Below are 18,495 nucleotides of genomic sequence, written 5' to 3' on the forward strand. Positions count from 1 at the left end.
CCGGGCCGGCATGCCCCGGGTGGTAGATAGTCAGGCCACCTGCCGCACGCCGGCCATGCAAGCTCGCCTGCTCTTCTCTACGAGCAAGGTGTTGCACCATGGACAACCCCCTTCTGCAAAATAGCCATATTCCCGTCGATTATCCGTCAATCACGCTTCAAAACATGCAAGTTGCCTTCGACCACGTGCTGTTGGCGCACGAGCAAGGCATCGAACGCATCATCCGCGACCAGCAGGCACTGCCCACCTGGGATGACATGGTGCTGGCGGTGGACGGGCTGGATAGTCAGCTTCTGACGGTGTTGTATGCAGCCTCGCCATTGGTTGGTCGGGACGAAGCCTGGGCCGGTGCCATTTTCGACTTCTTCGCCAAGGCCACGGAGCGGTTCGAACAGAAGTTCACCGATTCCGCACTGCAGGCCCTGTATGAGCGCTTGGCCAACAGCGACATCGGCAAGCAGCTGGATGCCCAGAAACGCGCTACGTTGCGCTGGCATCTGCACAAGTTCGCCTCCAGTGGCGCATCGCTCGACCCCGCAGGCAAGGTTCGCCTGGCCGAACTGCTGAAACAGATCGGCACTGCGCGGGAGGCGTTTCGCAGCAACATCAACCGGCCAGGGCTGAGCATCACGGATGAATCTGAACTGAGCGGTGTACCTCAACGCATTCGTGACGAGCTGGCTACAAGGGCACAGGAGGCGGGTGAGCCGGGGTGGTTGATTGCGTGTGAAAGCGTGACCACCGACGCCGTGCTCAAACATGCTGACAACAGGCAGCTGCGCGAGCGCGTGTACCGGGCTTATAACACCCGAGGCGTCGGCCTTGACCAACAGCAGGATAATCGCTCGCACCTGGAGCAACTGGCGAGGCTGCTGGAAGAAAAGGCCCACCTGCTCGGCTTTGCCAGCCATCTGGAGCAGAGCCTGCAGATGAAGAGCGCAGGTTCGGTTGCCCAGGTGCGCGGCTTTCTTCATGACCTGGCCGACCATGTGCGGCCGGCCGTGCTGCAGTGGCGTGCAGATATGCAGCGCCAGGCGGCAGCCAAAGGGCTGGGGAATGTCCAACCCTGGGACATTGCCTACCTGCAAGCCTCGTCGCGCGAAGTGCTTTCCACCGAAGCCTTGCGCGAACACTTCCCGCTGAATGCCGTGGTCAGCGCATTGCAGCAGTTGGCGGAAGAACTGTTTGGTGTAACGCTGCTGGCCAAGCCGCTGGCAACCTGGGATGACAGCGTGCAACCGTTCGAGGTGTGGCAGGACAACGCCTTGATCGGTTTCCTGTACCTGGACGCCGTACAGCATGCCGGCAAGCAACCTGACTCGGTGTTCACCACCTACATTCGCAATCGTCGGGTCGATGCCGAGGGCATCTTCCAGGCGGCCTCGGTGGTGGTCTACAGCGACGTGCCTGCAGCGCTGCCGGGTAGCCAGCCGTTGCTGGACCATCTGTCACTGCGCAAGCTGTTCCATGAGTTTGGCCATGCCTTGCACCATTTGCTGGTGCGCACGACCAACCACGTGATGTCCAACGTCACCGAACTCGGTACCGATGGCGTGGAACTGTTCGGCAAGCTGTTTGAGCGCTGGGTCTGGGACGCGGATTACCTGGTGGCGATCTCTTCGCCACTTCAGGATGGCAGCAAGCTTTCCCGGGCCCGGGTCGATGAATGCCTGCGCCGCTTGCGGCAGCAAGGTGTGGAAGAAACCGCGCGCGACCTGAGCATGGCGCTGTTCGACCTGGACCTGCATGGCATGCCGAACGATGGCCGGTCCCTCGAGCAGCGCCTGGGCGATGCCCGTGAGCATTGTGGCTACTGGCCCCTGGCCGATTTCGAGCACCCGGCGCATGCCTTCGACCATCTGGTAAACGGCTACGATGCCGGTTACTACGCCTATCTGTGGTCGGACGTGCACGCCTTCGACCTGTTCACCCGCTTCGAGGCCCAAGGCTTGCTGGACCGGGTTACAGGCCGGGCGCTGCAGGAGACATTGCTTGCCCCAGGGGCATCGCGACCGTTGCGTGAAGGTATCGAGGTGTTCCTCGGCCGGCAGTCGAGCCAGCTGCCCTTTCTACGTTGGCATGGCCTGAAGTGAACGTGCGCTGACCGGAGGTGCTGGAAAGAATCAGGCAGGCAATATACTGTATATGAATACAGTATCCGGGGTAGGCCATGATTCCTCCAGCACCGCAAAAGGGCCGTGGCACGGCGTACAATCCGCACAACCGCTTTGCCCCCAGCCATTCGGTGGCGGAGGATGACGGCTGGTACCAGGAGGTGCCGCAAACCCAGGGCACCGAGGTGCGGGTAGAGACGGCCAAGTCGGTGATCAGCCGCAACACCTCGCCCGATCTGCCCTTCGACCGCTCCATCAACCCTTACCGTGGCTGCGAGCACGGTTGCATCTACTGCTATGCCCGCCCTTCCCACGCCTACTGGGACCTTTCCCCCGGCCTGGATTTCGAGACCAAGCTGATTGCCAAGACCAACGCCGCCGAGGTGCTCGCGCAACAACTGAGCAAACCGGGTTACGTGTGCGCGCCGATCAACCTGGGTTCCAATACCGACCCGTACCAGCCGATCGAACGTGAACAACTGCTGACCCGGCGCCTGCTCGAAGTGCTGCTGCGTTTTCGCCACCCGGTGACCATCGTCACCAAGGGGGCGCTGGTGCTGCGCGACCTCGACCTGCTGGCCGAGATGGCTCGCCAGCGCCTGGTACGGGTGATGATCAGCCTGACCACGCTGGACGATGACCTGAAACGGGTGCTGGAACCGCGCGCGGCGTCACCCAAGGCGCGCTTGCGGGCGATCCGCGTGTTGCGCGAGGCGGGAGTGCCGGTGGGCGTGTTGTGTTCGCCGATGATTCCGATGATCAACGACAGTGAACTGGAGCGGCTGCTGGAGGCGGCGAGGGAGGCAGGTGCACAGAGCGCAGCCTACATGATGTTGCGCCTGCCGCTGGAAGTGGCACCGTTGTTCGAGCAATGGCTGCAGGACCATTACCCGCAGCGGGCGGCGCATGTATTGAGCCTGATCCGCCAGAGCCGCGGCGGCGAACTGTATGACAGCCGGTTTGGTGCACGCATGCGCGGTGAAGGCGTGTTTGCCGAGTTGCTGGCGCAGCGCTTTGCCAAGGTCATGAAGCGGCTGGAGTTCGAAGGGCGAGAAGCGCAGGCGCTGGATTGTTCGGCGTTTTGCCCGCCGGGTGGGCAGATGGCGCTGTTCTGATGTTGGACCCATTGCACGGCCCTTGTGGGAGCGGCCTTGCGTCGCGAAAGGGCTGCAAAGCAGCCCCTGGGCTTCTGCGCCGGAACACAAGTTGCTGGGGCTGCTTTGCAGCCCTTTCGCGACGCAAGGCCGCTCCCACACCTAACCCATGATTCAACTAATGCAAAGTGATAATTGCAGTAATGGCTCTTGGCAGTTGATGTTTTTTTGCTATTATCCAATACCCGCCTTTCCTATCTGGAACACCCGTTCTAGAGCCTTCGAATTAAGTTTCAGTTAAGTTTTCCCCGCTAGCGTAGGAAATCAGTCTTCACCGACTGTGATCTATGGCCCGTGCGTGTCATCTAAATCCCTGCATAGCCAGAATCTTTCACCGGTAAAATGGATTTACCTACACACCGTCAAGAGGATGAATCATGCCCGTCAAGGACCCATCCAAGGTCGTACCGCAGGTCCCCGCGGAGAGCGCCGATGCCGCCCTGAAGCACATCGTCGACGGCTTCCTGCGTTTTCACCATGACGTTTTCCCCGAGCAGCAAGAGCTGTTCAAGAAGCTTGCCACCGCGCAAACCCCGCGTGCCATGTTCATTACCTGCGCCGACTCGCGCATCGTTCCCGAGCTGATCACTCAGAGTTCGCCTGGCGACCTGTTCGTGACCCGTAACGTCGGTAACGTGGTACCGCCTTATGGCCAGATGAACGGCGGCGTTTCCAGCGCCATCGAGTACGCCGTGCTGGCGTTGAAAGTGCATCACATCATCGTCTGCGGCCACTCCGACTGCGGCGCCATGCGTGCCGTGCTCAACCCGCAATCGCTGACCAAGATGCCGACCGTGTCCGCCTGGTTGCGCCACGCCGAAGTGGCCCGCACCGTGGTCGAGAACAACTGCTCGTGCGGCAGCGAACACGAAACCATGCAAGTGCTGACCAAGGAAAACGTCATCGCCCAGCTGCATCACCTGCGCACCCACCCTTCGGTGGCTTCGCGCCTGGCAGCCGGTGAGCTGTACATCCATGGCTGGGTCTACGACATCGAGACCAGCAAGATCGAAGCCTACGACGCCGCCAGCGATACCTTCCTGCCCCTGGCTGCTGGCGAGCCGGTCCCCTGCGCTACTCCGAGAGGCCGCTACTAAGCGACCCATCCACCCGCTTGAACCTTGATAGCCGGCTGCACCCTGCAGGGGTGTGGCGCGGCCTTCGGCTGCCTTGAATTCCCTGACTGCCTGCCGGCACGCCCGCTGGCGGCCCGCGCCTGCGCGCTCGTCAGGGGCAAACGTGCCCACGGCCAGCGGAATGGCTGTGTGACAGAGAAAGGAGAAACACGGTGAACATTACACAGTTGAAAGCGGCCCTGCCGCGTGAGTTGCTGGCGTCGGTGGTGGTCTTCCTGGTGGCCTTGCCGTTGTGCATGGGCATTGCGATCGCCTCGGGCATGCCGCCGGCCAAAGGCCTGATTACCGGCATTATCGGCGGAATTGTAGTAGGTTTCCTTGCCGGTTCGCCGCTGCAGGTCAGTGGCCCGGCCGCCGGCCTGGCGGTATTGGTGTTCGAGCTGGTACGCCAGCATGGCATGGCCATGCTCGGGCCGATCCTGCTGCTGGCCGGCTTGCTGCAGTTGCTGGCCGGGCGCCTGCGCCTGGGCTGTTGGTTCCGGGTTACCGCGCCGGCGGTGGTGTACGGCATGCTGGCGGGGATTGGCGTGCTGATCGTGCTGTCGCAGGTGCATGTGATGTTCGACACCGCGCCGCAACCATCCGGCATGCAGAACCTGCTGGAGTTCCCGGCGACCGTGGCCGCGGCCCTGCCACAGGAAAGCGCCGGCTCCGGTTGGATGGCCGGTGCGCTGGGCCTGGGCACCATCGCCATCATGTGGGGCTGGGAGCGCCTGCGGCCGCAGCGGCTGCGCTTCGTCCCGGGTGCCCTGCTGGGCGTGTCGGCCATGACGGCCATCAGCATGTGGTTGGCCTTGCCGGTGAACCGCGTACAGGTGCCGGCCGACCTGTCCGAGGCCATCGACTGGATCCGCCCTGGTGACTTGATGCAACTGGCCGACCCTACCCTGTTGGTCGCCGCTTTTGCCCTGGCCTTCATCGCCAGCGCCGAAACCTTGTTGTCGGCTGCTGCGGTTGACCGCATGCACAGCGGCCAGCGTTCGGACTTCGACCGTGAGCTGTCGGCCCAGGGCATCGGCAACATGCTGTGCGGGGTGCTCGGCGCGTTGCCGATGACCGGGGTGATCGTGCGTAGCTCCGCCAATGTGCAGGCGGGTGCGCAGACCCGGGCTTCGGCGATCTTCCATGGCCTGTGGCTGCTGGCGTTCGTGGTGGCGCTGAGCAGTGTGCTGCAGCAGATCCCGGTGGCGAGCCTGGCGGGTGTGCTGGTGTTTACCGGGGTCAAGCTGGTGGATTTCAAGGCGTTTCGTGGGTTGGGCCGCTATGGCCGCATGCCGATGTTCACCTACGCGGCGACGGCGCTGGCGATCATCTTTACCGACCTGCTGACTGGCGTATTGCTGGGCTTTGCCCTGACCTTGCTGAAGCTGGCACTGAAGGCGGCGCGGTTGAAGATCAATCTGGTCAGCCTGGAGAAGGCTGGGCACATGGAATTGCGGCTTAGTGGCGCGGCCACCTTCCTCAAGGTGCCGGCGCTGACTCAGGTGCTGGATAGCGTACCGGCGGGGACCACGCTGCATGTGCCGTTGGGTAACCTCAGCTATATCGATCACTCGTGCCTTGAGCTGCTTGAAGATTGGGGCCGCAGTAATTCGGCAAATGGGTCGCGGTTGCTGATAGAGCAGCGGCGCTTGAAGCGGCGGATCGAGGGGCGGATGCGGACTACGGCGGGGGTTGGGGCCTGAAGCTGAAAGTCTGTATCGCCTGAACTGGCCTCTTCGCGGGTAAACCCGCTCCCACAGGTACTGCACAGGGTTCATAGCGTGTGCATTACCTGTGGGAGCGGGTTTACCCGCGAAGAGGCCGGAACAGTTTTTACCAATCGATCAGGCCGGCTGGCCCAGCTCCACCCCCAGCTGCCGTGACAGGCACGGCCAGCGCTTCCACGCCGCGCCTGTTTCCGGGCTGCTCAATTTCTCGCGGTAGGCCTCCACCGATTCCACTGCGAAGCTTTCATCATTCAACATTTCGTCCACCGAGTGGTGCACCACTTCGTCCAGCTGGTTGGCAAACGTCTCGCCAATCAACTGGTGGGCAATCAGGTTGGCGACGGTGGTGTCGACCGGGATCAACGGTTGCTGGAAGTGACGGATGTACAGGTCGTTCACCTCTTCCACCAGGCGGTGCGCCAGGTAGGCCTCATCCAGCAGGCAGTCCAGGCCCACATGCCCTTGCATCACGCTGGGCGGCTGCAGGAAGTAGGCTTCGGCGATTTTCAGTACAGGTTTGATCTGCGATTCGATCCCGGCCTCGCGGGCGACCTCATGGGCGGCCTCCAGCAGTTCCGGAACCTGTTCGATGTAGGCGCTGACGAAGCGCGCCAAAGTACCCTGGGCGTCCTGCTCAGGCAGTTGGATCGAGGGGTGCAGGTGGGGCAGTTGCAGCTCGAGACGCTTTTTCAGTTGGCCGGTCTGGCCTTCGTGTTGATGGGCTTGGCTTACCTGCTCGCGTACAGCAGCGATGTTCATGACAACTCCAGGGACATTACGTTTCAAACGGAAGACACTAAATTAGCTCGGTATACAGAATACCTAAGACGTATTTGTTATAAGTCGCACAAACGTGTGCATGCTCAGGCATATCGAAATGCCATTATTGCGCCATGCCCTATCAAGCGCGCGGTTTTCAGGGCGTTCGGCCCTTTCATGAAGTTCATTTCACGGCCTTCGTTGCGTGCCGTTGGTCGCTGTCTATACTCCCGGTGAACGTGATTCGTTGATGAGGCCCGACTGCTTTTAGCAGGGGCTCGGTCGTCGAAGCCAGGCAGTCTTGACCACCGTTCCCTCTTGCCGCAGGCCACGCCTCCGGGACTACAAGAACGAGAAGGGGAACCCGCAATGATGCGACATCCACATGTCTGGATGGGCCTCCTGTTGTGGTCGGTTTTTGGTCAGGCGAACGCCGCCTGGACCGTGAACATGCACCCAGGGGCGACGGAAGTCTCCAACGCCGTCTTCGACCTGCACATGACCATCTTCTGGATCTGCGTGATCATCGGCATCGTTGTCTTTGGCGCGATGTTCTGGTCCATGGTCATCCACCGCCGTTCCACCGGTCAGCAGGCTGCGCATTTCCACGAGCACACCTGGGTGGAAATCCTCTGGACCGTGGTCCCCTTCCTGATCCTGGTGGCCATGGCCATCCCGGCCACCAAGACCCTGATCGACATCTACGATGCCAGCGAGTCGGACATCGATATCCAGGTTACCGGCTACCAGTGGAAGTGGCACTACAAGTACCTGGGCCAGGACGTGGAGTTCTTCAGCAACCTGGCCACCCCCACCGAGCAGATCCACAACAAGGCCCCCAAGGACGAGCACTACCTGCTCGAAGTCGACCAGCCGCTGGTGCTGCCGGTGGGCGCCAAGGTGCGCTTCCTGGTGACTGCTGCCGACGTCATCCACTCCTGGTGGGTGCCGGCTTTCGCGGTCAAGCGTGATGCCATCCCCGGCTTCGTCAACGAAGCCTGGACCCGTATCGAGAAGCCGGGCATCTACCGCGGCCAGTGCACCGAGCTGTGCGGCAAGGACCACGGCTTCATGCCGGTGGTGGTCGAGGTCAAGTCCAAGGCCGACTACGACACCTGGCTGGGCGAGCGCAAGGCCGAAGCTGCCAAGCTCAAGGAGCTGACCAGCAAGGAATGGACCCTTGAGGAGCTGGTGGAACGTGGTGACAAGGTCTACCACACCACCTGCGTGGCCTGTCACCAGGCCGAAGGCCAGGGCCTGCCGCCGATGTTCCCGGCGCTCAAGGGCTCGAAGATCGCCACCGGGCCGAAGGAAGCCCACCTGGGCATCGTCTTCCACGGCAAGCCCGGCACTGCGATGGCCGCGTTCGGCAAGCAGCTCTCGGAAGTCGACATCGCCGCCGTGGTCACCTACGAGCGCAACGCCTGGGGCAACAACAAGGGTGACATGGTCACGCCGAAGGACGTGCTGGCGCTGAAGCAGGCAGAAGCGCAATGAACCGGGTTACTCGCGGCAATCAATGGATTGCAGGAGACAGGACATGAGTGCAGTGATCGACGACCACGCCCACGGCCATGACCATGCGCACGGCCCGGCCAAGGGCCTGATGCGCTGGGTGCTGACCACCAACCACAAGGACATCGGCACGATGTACCTGTGGTTCAGCTTCATCATGTTCCTGCTCGGCGGCTCGTTCGCCATGGTGATCCGCGCCGAGCTGTTCCAGCCCGGCCTGCAGATCGTCCAGCCGGAGTTCTTCAATCAGATGACCACCATGCACGGCCTGATCATGGTGTTTGGTGCGGTGATGCCGGCCTTCGTCGGCCTGGCCAACTGGATGATCCCGCTGATGATCGGCGCGCCCGACATGGCCCTGCCGCGGATGAACAACTTCAGCTTCTGGCTGCTGCCGGCGGCTTTCCTGCTGCTGGTCTCGACTCTGTTCAGCCCGGGCGGCGGGCCCAACTTCGGCTGGACCTTCTACGCCCCGCTGTCCACCACCTACGCGCCGGCCAGCGTCACCTTCTTCATCTTTGCCATCCACCTGATGGGCATCAGCTCGATCATGGGCGCGATCAACGTGATCGCCACCATCCTCAACCTGCGCGCCCCGGGCATGACCCTGATGAAGATGCCACTGTTCGTCTGGACCTGGCTGATTACCGCATTCCTGCTGATTGCGGTGATGCCGGTGCTGGCCGGCGTCGTGACCATGATGCTGATGGACATCCACTTCGGTACCAGCTTCTTCAGTGCCGCCGGCGGTGGTGACCCGGTGCTGTTCCAGCACGTGTTCTGGTTCTTCGGCCACCCCGAGGTGTACATCATGATCCTGCCGGCCTTCGGCGCGGTCAGCTCGATCATCCCGGCGTTCTCGCGCAAACCGCTGTTCGGCTACACCTCGATGGTGTACGCCACCGGCGCCATCGCCTTCCTGTCGTTCATCGTCTGGGCCCACCACATGTTCGTGGTCGGTATTCCCGTGGTCGGCGAGCTGTTCTTCATGTACGCCACCATGCTGATCGCCGTGCCTACCGGGGTGAAGGTGTTCAACTGGGTCAGCACCATGTGGGAAGGCTCGCTGACCTTCGAAACGCCGATGCTGTTCGCCATCGCCTTTGTCATCCTGTTCACCATCGGCGGTTTCAGCGGGCTGATGCTCGCCATCGCCCCGGCGGACTTCCAGTACCACGACACCTACTTCGTGGTGGCGCACTTCCACTATGTGCTGGTGCCTGGGGCGATCTTCGGCATCTTCGCCTCGGCCTACTACTGGCTGCCGAAATGGACCGGCCACATGTACGACGAAACCCTCGGCAAGCTGCACTTCTGGCTATCGTTCGTCGGCATGAACATGGCCTTCTTCCCCATGCACTTCGTGGGGCTGGCCGGCATGCCACGGCGGATCCCCGACTACAACCTGCAGTTCGCCGACTTCAACATGGTGTCGTCGATCGGCGCGTTCATGTTCGGCGCCACGCAGATCTTCTTCCTGTTCATCGTCATCAAGTGCATCCGCGGCGGCGCGCCGGCACCGGCCAAGCCATGGGATGGCGCCGAGGGCCTGGAGTGGTCGATCCCTTCGCCTGCGCCCTACCACACCTTCCAGACGCCACCGGAAGTGAAATAGGAACCGTGCCATGAACGGCCTTTCGCTGAAACGTCTGGTGTTGCGCCTGTTGATGCTGACGGTGGTGATGTTCGCCTTCGGCTTCGCCCTGGTGCCTATCTATGACGTGATGTGCAAGGCCTTCGGCATCAACGGCAAGACGGGAGGGCAGTACGAAGGCAGCCAGGTCAGCGACCCGACGCGTTCGGTGCGGGTGCAGTTCATGTCGACCAATGCCAGCGACATGGTCTGGGACTTCTACTCCACTGCCGACCAGTTGGAGGTCAACCCGGGTGCGGTGAACCAGATGATCTTCATCGCCCATAACCCGACCGACCGGCCGATGAGTGCGCAAGCCATCCCCAGCATCACCCCGGCCGAGGCCGCGGCGTACTTCCACAAGACCGAGTGCTTCTGCTTCACCCAGCAGGTGCTGCAGCCCGGCGAACGCATCGAGATGCCGGTGCGCTTCATCGTCGACCGCGACCTGCCGGCCAGCGTGAAGCACCTGACACTGGCCTACACCTTGTTCGACATCACCGCTCGTCACCCGCCGGTCGCGCATGTCGCGGCCCAGGACGTCCAGGGCGCCCGTTAAGGGAAGGAGAACAGCAATGGCAAGTCATGAGCACTACTACGTTCCGGCGCAGAGCAAGTGGCCGATCATCGCCACCATCGGCATGTTTATCACGGTGTTCGGCCTGGGTACCTGGTTCAACGACATGAAGGCCGGCCACCCCGAGTCGCACGGGCCGCTGATCTTCTTCATCGGCGCGTTGTTCCTGGCCTACATGCTGTTCGGCTGGTTCGGTTCGGTGGTGCGGGAGAGCCGCGCGGGGCTGTACAGCCCGCAACTGGACCGCTCGTTCCGCTGGGGCATGAGCTGGTTCATTTTCTCCGAGGTGATGTTCTTCCTGGCCTTCTTCGGTGCGCTGTTCTACGTGCGCGTGCTGGCCGGGCCGTGGCTGGGCGGTGAAGGGGCCAAGGGTGTTGCGCACATGTTGTGGCCGACCTTCGAATTCACCTGGCCGCTGCTGCACACGCCCGACCCGAAACTGTTCCCGCCGCCCAAGGAAGTGATCGACCCGTGGCACCTGCCGCTGATCAACACCATCTTGCTGGTCAGCTCCAGCGTGACCATCACCATCGCCCATCATGCCCTGCGTCGCGGCCACCGTGGCCCGCTGAAATTCTGGATGGCGCTGACCATCGTCCTGGGCGCCAGCTTCATCGCGTTGCAGGCCTACGAGTACCACGAGGCCTATACCAAGCTGGGGCTGACGCTGGGGTCGGGTATCTATGGCGCGACGTTCTTCATGCTCACCGGCTTCCACGGCGCCCACGTGACCTTGGGCACGATCATCCTGATCGTGATGTTCGTGCGCATCCTGCGCGGGCATTTCAACCCGGAGAAACACTTTGGTTTCGAGGCGGCCAGTTGGTACTGGCACTTCGTCGATGTGGTGTGGGTGGGGTTGTTCATCTTTGTCTATGTGCTGTGAATAGAGAACGCTGTGGGAGCGGGCGCGCCCGCGAATGCGTCGGTACATTCAACATCGCATTCGCGGGCATGCCCGCTCCCACAGGGTCAGGTGAAAACTTCAGAAAGGGGCATGAGATACGAGCTGACCGCTGATGAAGCCCCAGGCGACAAGGCCGATGGTCAGCGCCGCCAGGGTCACTCGCACGGTCAGCGCTTTCAATAAACGGGTCGAGTTTTCATCGTCCTTGACCAGAAACACCAGGCCGCTGAACAGGCTGGCAATCGTGGCCAACAGCATCAGGACAATCGCGGCCTTGAGCATGGCGATACTCCGGGGGGATGCGGTGATGTGGATAAGTATAGCGATCGGCCCGACGAGGCTCCGATGAGGCCGTTTCGTCCGGGCTGGGTACCAACCCTGGTGGTGCTTGCGCTGCTGCCGGGGCTGATCGCGCTTGGCTGCTGGCAACTCGGTCGTGCCGAGGAAAAGCGCGTGCTGCTGGCGGCCTATGCCGAGCGGCGGGTCGAAGCGCCAGTGGCCACGGCCCAGCTGACAGCGAACCAGGACAATGCCTTCCGCCGCGTGCATCTCTATGGCCGCTTCGACGCCGAGCACAGCCTGCTGCTGGACAACCGCATGCGTGATGGCCAGGCCGGTGTCGAGCTGCTGCAACCCTTCCATGATCAGGCCAGCGGCGTGTGGCTGTTGGTCAACCGCGGCTGGCTGCCCTGGCCGGACCGCCGCGTGCCGGTGCATTTCGATACCCCTGCCCAGGCGTTGGCGCTGGACGCTTCGGTGTATGTCGCGCCTGGCAGCACGTTCCAGCTGCATCCCGACCCTGCAGGCGGCCAGTGGCCGCACCTGCTGACTGCCGTGGATGCCGCGCAGCTATGGCAACAGCTCGATCGCGAAGGCTTCGCCCATGAGCTGCGCCTGGAACCCGGCCCGGCGACCTATCGCCTGGACTGGCCGGTCGTTGCCATGGGCCCGGAAAAACACCTGGGTTACGCCGTGCAGTGGTTTGCCCTGGCAACCACTTTGGTACTGCTCTACCTCTACTTCGGCTGGCACCACAACAAGGAGAAACGCCATGGCCACCGCCACTCCACTGGAAGTGCCTGAACGTAGCAAACCCAGAGCCCGCGGGCGTTTGCAGCTGCTGCTGATTCTGCTGGTGGTGCTCGGGCCGATGGTTCTGGCCACCAGCATGTACAAGCTCAAGTTCTGGGTGCCGGACGGCCGCAGCTACCACGGCGTGATGATCGGCAACGGTGAGAGCCTTTCCGATCTCGGCGTGGCGGGCCAGGACGAGCGCTGGCAGCTGCTGGTGAGCACACCCACAGCCTGTGCCGAGGATTGCCAGCGGCTGGTGTACCTGGCCCGGCAGATCCAGGTCGGCCTGGGCCGTGATGCCAGCCGTGCCAGCCATGCCCTGGCGGCCGCCCAGCCGGCAAGTGCCGATTACCAGGCGTTGCTCGGCCGCGAATACCCACAGTTGCAGCGTTACCCGCTGGATGCGCAACGCTACCTGCAAAAGGTCGGCGAGGCCGGCCCGCAGCTGTGGATCGTCGACCCACACGGCAACCTGGTGCTGCGCTACGACGCCAAGGTCAACGGCAAGCATGTGCTGGACGACCTGCGCCACCTGCTCAAGCTGTCCAACATTGGCTAGGAGCCTGCCATGGCCAGACCCGGATTCCGCCTTGCTGTGTTCGCCACCTTGCTGGCACTGCTGGTCGTCCTGCTCGGTGCCTATACCCGCCTGACCCACGCCGGCCTCGGCTGCCCGGACTGGCCGGGTTGCTACGGCTTCATCAGCGTGCCCAAGAGCGAAGCGCAGCTGGCTCATGCCGAGCTGCATTTCCCCGAACACCCGGTGGAAGCCGCCAAGGGCTGGGCCGAGATGGTCCACCGCTACTTCGCCGGCACCCTGGCGATGGTGATCGCCCTGCTCGCCTTGCAGGCGCTGCGCCGGCATGCCCGCGATGGCCAGCCTTACCGCCTGCCCTTGCTGCTGCTGGGCGTGGTGCTGGCCCAGGCAGCCTTCGGCATGTGGACGGTCACCCTCAAGCTGTGGCCGCAGGTGGTCACCGCGCATCTACTCGGCGGCTTCACTACCCTGAGTTTGTTGTTCCTGTTGTCCCTGCGCCTGTCCCGGGCCTTTGCGCCCTTGCCAAAGCTGCCATTGAGCCTGCGCCGGATCGCCGCGCTGGCCTTGCTGGTGGTGATCGGCCAGATCGCCCTGGGCGGCTGGGTCAGTGCCAACTACGCGGCCGTCGCCTGCATCGACCTGCCCACCTGCCACGGCCAGTGGTGGCCGGCGGCGGACTTCAGCAACGGGTTCCACCTGACCCAGCACGTCGGGCCCAATTACCTGGGCGGGCAGTTGGACAGTGATGCGCGCACGGCCATCCACATCAGCCACCGCCTGGGCGCATTGCTGGTGACCTGCGTGCTGCTGATGCTCAGCTGGAAGCTGCACCGCTGCGGCCTCCCTGGCCTGGCGCGGCTGGTGCTGCTGGCGCTGGTGGTGCAAGTCGGCCTGGGCATCAGCAATGTGCTGCTGCACCTGCCGCTGGCCGTGGCCGTGGCGCACAACGCTGGTGGGGCACTGTTGCTGCTGAGCATGGTGCTGGTGAACTACCGCATCCGCGTGGTCGACAAGGTTCGCGTGGGTGTCGGCCATGGCTGGCGCCTGCGGCCCGTGGCTGGCGTGGGCATCTCCCACCACATGAGGAATGATTCGTGGCGACGCTTCTGAGCGCACAGAGGGCCAGTTGGCGTGATTACCTGGAACTGACCAAGCCCAAGGTGGTGGTGCTGATGCTGATCACCTCGCTGGCGGGCATGTTCCTTGCCACCCGTGCGGGTGTCAGCTGGAGCGTGCTGCTGTTCGGCAACCTGGGCATCGGCTTTTGTGCAGGCGGCGCGGCGGTGGTCAACCATGTGGTGGACCGACGCATCGACGCGCTGATGGCGCGTACCCACAAGCGGCCGCTGGCCCAAGGCCGGGTCGAGCCGCTGCCGGCGCTGCTGTTCGCCCTGGCGCTGGCGCTACTGGGCATGGCCCTGCTGCTGGTGTTCACCAACGCCCTCACTGCCTGGCTGACACTGGCTTCCCTGCTCGGCTATGCGGTGCTCTACACCGGCTTTCTCAAGCGCGCCACGCCGCAGAACATCGTCATCGGTGGCTTGGCTGGCGCCGCCCCGCCGTTGCTGGGCTGGGTGGCGGTCAGCGGCCATGTCAGCGCCGAGCCCCTGTTGCTGGTGCTGATCATCTTCGCCTGGACCCCACCACACTTCTGGGCCTTGGCCATCCACCGCAAGGAGGAATACGCCAAGGCCGATATCCCGATGCTGCCGGTGACCCACGGCGAGCGCTACACCAAGCTGCATATCCTGCTGTACACCCTGGTATTGCTGGCGGTAAGCCTGCTGCCGTACGCCATCCACATGAGCGGCCCGCTGTACCTGGCCTGCGCCCTGGTGCTGGGCCTGCGCTTCCTGCAATGGGCCTGGGTGTTGTACCGTGGCAGCCGGCCGCACGCAGCGATCGGCACCTTCAAGTACTCTATCGGCTACCTGTTCGCGCTGTTCATCGCGTTGCTCCTCGACCACTACCTGTTGCTGAACCTATGACCCGAACCCAGAAAACCGTCTTCATCCTCGTTGCCCTGGTCGCGTTGATCCTGGGCCTGACCGTCAACAAGGTGCTCAATGGCCGCGACCAGCCCAACCCCACCGAGCTGATCGATGCCGGCATCATCCTGCTGCCGCAGAGCCGTACCGTGGCCGATGTGACCATGACCAACCAGGACGGCCAGCCGGTGCAACTGGATGACCTGAAGGGCAAATGGTCGCTGCTGTTCTTCGGCTACACCTACTGCCCGGACATCTGTCCGACCACCCTGGCCCAGCTGCGCCAGGTGAAGAGCGAGCTGCCCAAGGAGGCCGTCGACCGGCTGCAGGTGGTGCTGGTGAGCGTTGACCCGAACCGCGACACGCCGAACCAGCTGAAGCAGTACCTGGGTTATTTCGACAAGGATTTCGTCGGGGTGGCGGGGTCGATCGAGGATACCCAGAAGCTGGCCAATGCCTTGAGCATTCCGTTCATTCCGGCCGATACCAGCAAGCCGGGGTATACCGTGGATCACAGCGGCAACCTGGCGGTTGTGGGGCCGGATGGGCGTCAGCGCGGGTTCATTCGGGCGCCGTTCAACAACCAGAAGCTGGTGGCGCAGTTGCCCGGGCTTGTGAAGCGGGATTGAGTTAGCCCCAAAAGCTTCGCGGGTAAACCCGCTCCCACAGGTACAGCGTAGGCCGTGAGCCTTGCGCTATCCCTGTGGGAGCGGGTTTACCCGCGAAGAGTCCAGCGCGATGTGACGGCTTAGAACGCCGGAACCACAGCGCCTTTGTACTTCTCGTTGATGAACTGCTTCACTTCAGGCGAGTGCAGCGCAGCAGCCAGCTTTTTCATGGCGTCCGAGTCCTTGTTGTCCGGGCGGGCAACCAGGATGTTCACGTAAGGCGAGTCGCTGCCTTCGATGACCAGAGCGTCTTTCTCCGGGTTCAGCTTGGCTTCCAGCGCGTAGTTGGTGTTGATCAGGGCAGCATCGACCTGGGTCAGCACGCGCGGGATGGTGGCTGCTTCCAGCTCACGGAACTTCAGGCTTTTCGGGTTCTCGGCAACATCCTTCACGGTGGACAGGATGTTCTTGTTGTCCTTCAGCTTGATCACGCCGGCCTTGTCCAGCAGCAGCAGCGCGCGGCCGCCGTTGGTGGCGTCGTTGGGGATGACCACGGTGGCGCCGGAGGACAGCTCGTCCAGCTTCTTGATCTTGGTCGAGTACACGCCCAGCGGCTCGATGTGCACGCCGGCAACGCTCACCAGGTTGGTGCCCTTGGCCTTGTTGAACTCATCCAGGTACGGCTGGTGCTGGAAGAAGTTGGCGTCCAGGCGCTTTTCGGCCACCTGCACGTTCGGCTGGATGTAGTCGGTGAATTCCTTGACCTTCAGCTCCACGCCCTCTTTCGCCAGTGCAGGTTTGACGAAGTTGAGGATCTCGGCGTGCGGTACCGGGGTAGCAGCAACGGTCAGGGACTCGGCGTGGGCCGAGAAGGCCGCGACAGCGGCGACAACAGCAAGCAGCTTCTTCATTGATCACTCCTTGTGAGGGCCGCGACGGCCCCCGAACGGGTCGGCCGGGCCGACCCCATTGGGGTTACTTACGGGAAAAATGCACGACCAGTTTGTCGCCCACGCTCTGCAGGACTTGAACCAGTACCAGCAACAGCACCACGGTGACGACCATCACGTCGGTCTGGAAGCGCTGGTAGCCGAAGCGGATGGCCAGGTCGCCCAGGCCGCCGGCACCGACCACACCGGCCATGGCGGTGTACGACACCAGGGTGATGGCGGTGACGGTAATGGCCGCGAAGATGCCCGGGCGGGCCTCCGGCAGCAGTGCGCTGGTGATGATCTGGCGGGTGGTGGCGCCCATCGACTGGGTGGCTTCGATGATGCCGCGGTCCACTTCACGCAGGGCGGTTTCCACCAGGCGCGCGAAGAACGGCGTGGCACCTACCACCAGCGGCGGAATGGCGCCGGCGACGCCCAGCGAAGTGCCGGTGATCAGCACGGTGATCGGGATCATCACGATCAGCAGGATGATGAACGGCAGCGAGCGCAGGATGTTGACGATCAGCGACAGCAGCGCATACACACCCTTCTGCTCGAACATCTGTTTCGGCCCGCACAGGAACAGCAGCACGCCCAGTGGCAGGCCGAGCAGCACGGTGAAGAACAGCGAGCCGAACAGCATGATCATGGTGTCGACGCTGGCCAGCCAGATTTCGGCCCAGTCGACGTTGGCAAAGAAATTCAGGGCGTCCATCAACGCAGTACCTCCATATGTACGTCAGCTGCCTTGAAGCGGGCGAACGCCGCTTCCATGTCACCGCCGATCAGGGCGAGGGTGAGCTGGCCATAGGGGACATCCTTGATGCGGTCGATACGCCCGGCGAGGATGCTGTAGTCCACGCCGGTTTCGCGGGCCACGGTGCCCAGCAGCGGCGCGTAGGTGGCATCGCCCTGGAAGGTCAGGCGCACGATACGGCCCGGCACATGGGCGAAGTCGTCCCGCTGCTCGCCTTCGTCGACCTGCTCGTCTTCCTGGACGAAGCGCTTGGTGGTGGGGTGCTGCGGGTGCAGGAACACCTCGGCCACCGAGCCCTGCTCGACGATCTGGCCGGCGTCCATCACTGCCACGCGGTCGCAGACCCGGCGGATCACGTCCATTTCGTGAGTGATCAGCACGATGGTCAGCTTCAACTCACGGTTGATTTCGGCCAGCAATTGCAGGACCGAGGCGGTGGTTTGCGGGTCGAGGGCGCTGGTGGCCTCGTCGCACAGCAGGATCTTCGGGTTGGTGGACAGGGCGCGGGCGATGCCGACGCGCTGCTTCTGGCCACCGGACAGCTGCGCCGGGTACTTTCTGGCGTGGTCGGAAAGGCCGACGCGGGCCAGCAGCTCGGTCACGCGCTTGTCGATTTCGCTGCGCGACAGCTCGCCGGCCAGGGTCAGTGGCAGGGCGACGTTGTCGGCGACGGTCTTGGAGGCCAGCAGGTTGAAGTGCTGGAAAATCATCCCGACCTGCTGGCGGAAACCGCGCAGCTGGCTGGCGTTGAACGCGGTAACGTCTTCGCCGTCGACGATGATCTTGCCGCCGGAAGGCTCTTCCAGGCGGTTGATCAGGCGCAGCATGGTGCTCTTGCCGGCGCCGGAATGGCCGATCAGGCCGAACACCTGGCCATCTTCGATGGTCAGGCTGGTCGGATTCAGTGCGGGGATTTCCCTACCGGCGACGCGGTAGGTCTTGTGTACCTGTTGGAACTCGATCACGTAGCGAACCTTGTGGGGCGCATGGAATTTGGGTCAGCGGTTGGCTGGGGTCGCGCATTTTAGCCTTTTCCCATAGCTGTTCTTAGCATTTATTTCGTAATGCACCAATCCTTCGGGCATATCGCGACA

Annotated in this window: 18 protein-coding genes; 13 read left to right on the forward strand and 5 right to left on the reverse strand. The window is 62.9% G+C overall.

The features are described 5' to 3' along the window. Nucleotides 1-98 precede the first annotated feature (98 nt). The 4 genes from RYH74_RS02775 (at nucleotide 99) to RYH74_RS02790 (ending at nucleotide 6,089) form a co-directional block, all read left to right on the forward strand. On the forward strand, nucleotides 99-2,093 hold the full coding sequence (locus tag RYH74_RS02775) for a M3 family metallopeptidase (protein WP_317408929.1): 1,995 nt from the start codon (nucleotides 99-101) through the stop codon (nucleotides 2,091-2,093). A gap of 77 nt (nucleotides 2,094-2,170) precedes the next feature. Continuing rightward, nucleotides 2,171-3,229 (forward strand): PA0069 family radical SAM protein, encoded by a 1,059-nt coding sequence (locus RYH74_RS02780; RefSeq protein ID WP_317408930.1) that lies wholly within the window; start codon nucleotides 2,171-2,173, stop codon nucleotides 3,227-3,229. Nucleotides 3,230-3,645: 416 nt separating this feature from the next. Continuing rightward, entirely contained in the window at nucleotides 3,646-4,365 is a 720-nt protein-coding gene (locus RYH74_RS02785; RefSeq protein ID WP_013970295.1) for a carbonic anhydrase, read from the forward strand. 191 nt (nucleotides 4,366-4,556) lie between these two features. Next, nucleotides 4,557-6,089, forward strand: a complete 1,533-nt coding sequence (locus tag RYH74_RS02790; RefSeq protein WP_085588915.1) for a SulP family inorganic anion transporter — start codon at nucleotides 4,557-4,559, stop codon at nucleotides 6,087-6,089. A 141-nt stretch (nucleotides 6,090-6,230) separates the two neighbouring features. Here the strand turns inward: RYH74_RS02790 and RYH74_RS02795 are convergent, their stop codons facing one another. After that, on the reverse strand, nucleotides 6,231-6,872 hold the full coding sequence (locus tag RYH74_RS02795; protein WP_039612407.1) for a hypothetical protein: 642 nt from the start codon (nucleotides 6,870-6,872) through the stop codon (nucleotides 6,231-6,233). A 369-nt stretch (nucleotides 6,873-7,241) separates the two neighbouring features. Between RYH74_RS02795 and coxB the strand changes: the two genes are divergently transcribed. Genes coxB through RYH74_RS02815 form a run of 4 tightly spaced genes read left to right on the forward strand, consistent with a single transcriptional unit; the run spans nucleotide 7,242 to nucleotide 11,483 of the window. Then, nucleotides 7,242-8,369, forward strand: a complete 1,128-nt coding sequence (coxB, locus tag RYH74_RS02800; protein WP_015268462.1) for a cytochrome c oxidase subunit II — start codon at nucleotides 7,242-7,244, stop codon at nucleotides 8,367-8,369. Nucleotides 8,370-8,412: 43 nt separating this feature from the next. Continuing rightward, nucleotides 8,413-10,002, forward strand: a complete 1,590-nt coding sequence (gene ctaD, locus RYH74_RS02805) for a cytochrome c oxidase subunit I (RefSeq protein ID WP_015268463.1) — start codon at nucleotides 8,413-8,415, stop codon at nucleotides 10,000-10,002. A gap of 10 nt (nucleotides 10,003-10,012) precedes the next feature. Further along, nucleotides 10,013-10,579, forward strand: coding sequence for a cytochrome c oxidase assembly protein (locus RYH74_RS02810; RefSeq protein WP_015268464.1), 567 nt, complete (start codon nucleotides 10,013-10,015; stop codon nucleotides 10,577-10,579). A 16-nt stretch (nucleotides 10,580-10,595) separates the two neighbouring features. Next, nucleotides 10,596-11,483 carry a cytochrome c oxidase subunit 3 gene (locus RYH74_RS02815; RefSeq protein ID WP_003258926.1) on the forward strand — a complete coding sequence of 296 codons (888 nt, stop codon included), beginning with the start codon at nucleotides 10,596-10,598 and terminating at the stop codon, nucleotides 11,481-11,483. Nucleotides 11,484-11,582: 99 nt separating this feature from the next. On the opposite strand, the gene RYH74_RS02820 is transcribed toward RYH74_RS02815, so the two are convergent. Next, nucleotides 11,583-11,786, reverse strand: a complete 204-nt coding sequence (locus tag RYH74_RS02820; protein ID WP_003258925.1) for a twin transmembrane helix small protein — start codon at nucleotides 11,784-11,786, stop codon at nucleotides 11,583-11,585. A gap of 63 nt (nucleotides 11,787-11,849) precedes the next feature. On the opposite strand from RYH74_RS02820, the gene RYH74_RS02825 reads away from it, so the two are divergent. From RYH74_RS02825 to RYH74_RS02845, 5 genes are read left to right on the forward strand one after another with little or no spacing between them, the layout of a single operon-like run. Continuing rightward, the gene (locus RYH74_RS02825) at nucleotides 11,850-12,587 is read left to right on the forward strand and encodes an SURF1 family protein (RefSeq protein ID WP_075046854.1); all 738 of its coding nucleotides are present in this window, start codon (nucleotides 11,850-11,852) and stop codon (nucleotides 12,585-12,587) included. Then, complete coding sequence (locus RYH74_RS02830) at nucleotides 12,556-13,137, forward strand: hypothetical protein (protein ID WP_075046855.1); 582 nt, start codon at nucleotides 12,556-12,558, stop codon at nucleotides 13,135-13,137. The genes RYH74_RS02825 and RYH74_RS02830 overlap by 32 nt, the downstream gene beginning before the upstream one ends. A gap of 9 nt (nucleotides 13,138-13,146) precedes the next feature. Then, nucleotides 13,147-14,226, forward strand: coding sequence for a COX15/CtaA family protein (locus RYH74_RS02835; protein WP_015268468.1), 1,080 nt, complete (start codon nucleotides 13,147-13,149; stop codon nucleotides 14,224-14,226). Continuing rightward, a complete protein-coding gene (gene cyoE / locus RYH74_RS02840) occupies nucleotides 14,211-15,104 on the forward strand; it encodes a heme o synthase (protein ID WP_013970304.1) in 894 nt (297 codons plus the stop codon). Before RYH74_RS02835 ends, cyoE begins: the two co-directional genes overlap by 16 nt. Next, nucleotides 15,101-15,733, forward strand: a complete 633-nt coding sequence (locus RYH74_RS02845; RefSeq protein WP_013970305.1) for an SCO family protein — start codon at nucleotides 15,101-15,103, stop codon at nucleotides 15,731-15,733. The genes cyoE and RYH74_RS02845 overlap by 4 nt, the downstream gene beginning before the upstream one ends. Nucleotides 15,734-15,852: 119 nt before the next feature. Here the strand turns inward: RYH74_RS02845 and RYH74_RS02850 are convergent, their stop codons facing one another. The 3 genes from RYH74_RS02850 to RYH74_RS02860 form a co-directional block, all read right to left on the reverse strand. Continuing rightward, nucleotides 15,853-16,623, reverse strand: coding sequence for a MetQ/NlpA family ABC transporter substrate-binding protein (locus RYH74_RS02850; protein WP_025337216.1), 771 nt, complete (start codon nucleotides 16,621-16,623; stop codon nucleotides 15,853-15,855). Between the two features lie 64 nt (nucleotides 16,624-16,687). Continuing rightward, the gene (locus RYH74_RS02855) at nucleotides 16,688-17,359 is read right to left on the reverse strand and encodes a methionine ABC transporter permease (protein WP_013970307.1); all 672 of its coding nucleotides are present in this window, start codon (nucleotides 17,357-17,359) and stop codon (nucleotides 16,688-16,690) included. After that, the gene (locus tag RYH74_RS02860) at nucleotides 17,359-18,366 is read right to left on the reverse strand and encodes a methionine ABC transporter ATP-binding protein (RefSeq protein WP_003256960.1); all 1,008 of its coding nucleotides are present in this window, start codon (nucleotides 18,364-18,366) and stop codon (nucleotides 17,359-17,361) included. The genes RYH74_RS02855 and RYH74_RS02860 overlap by 1 nt, the downstream gene beginning before the upstream one ends. Between the last annotated feature and the right edge of the window lie 129 nt (nucleotides 18,367-18,495).

The sequence above is a fragment of the Pseudomonas sp. LSJ-87 genome (genome assembly GCF_032971465.1).
Classification (GTDB): Bacteria; Pseudomonadota; Gammaproteobacteria; order Pseudomonadales; family Pseudomonadaceae; genus Aquipseudomonas; species Aquipseudomonas putida_Z.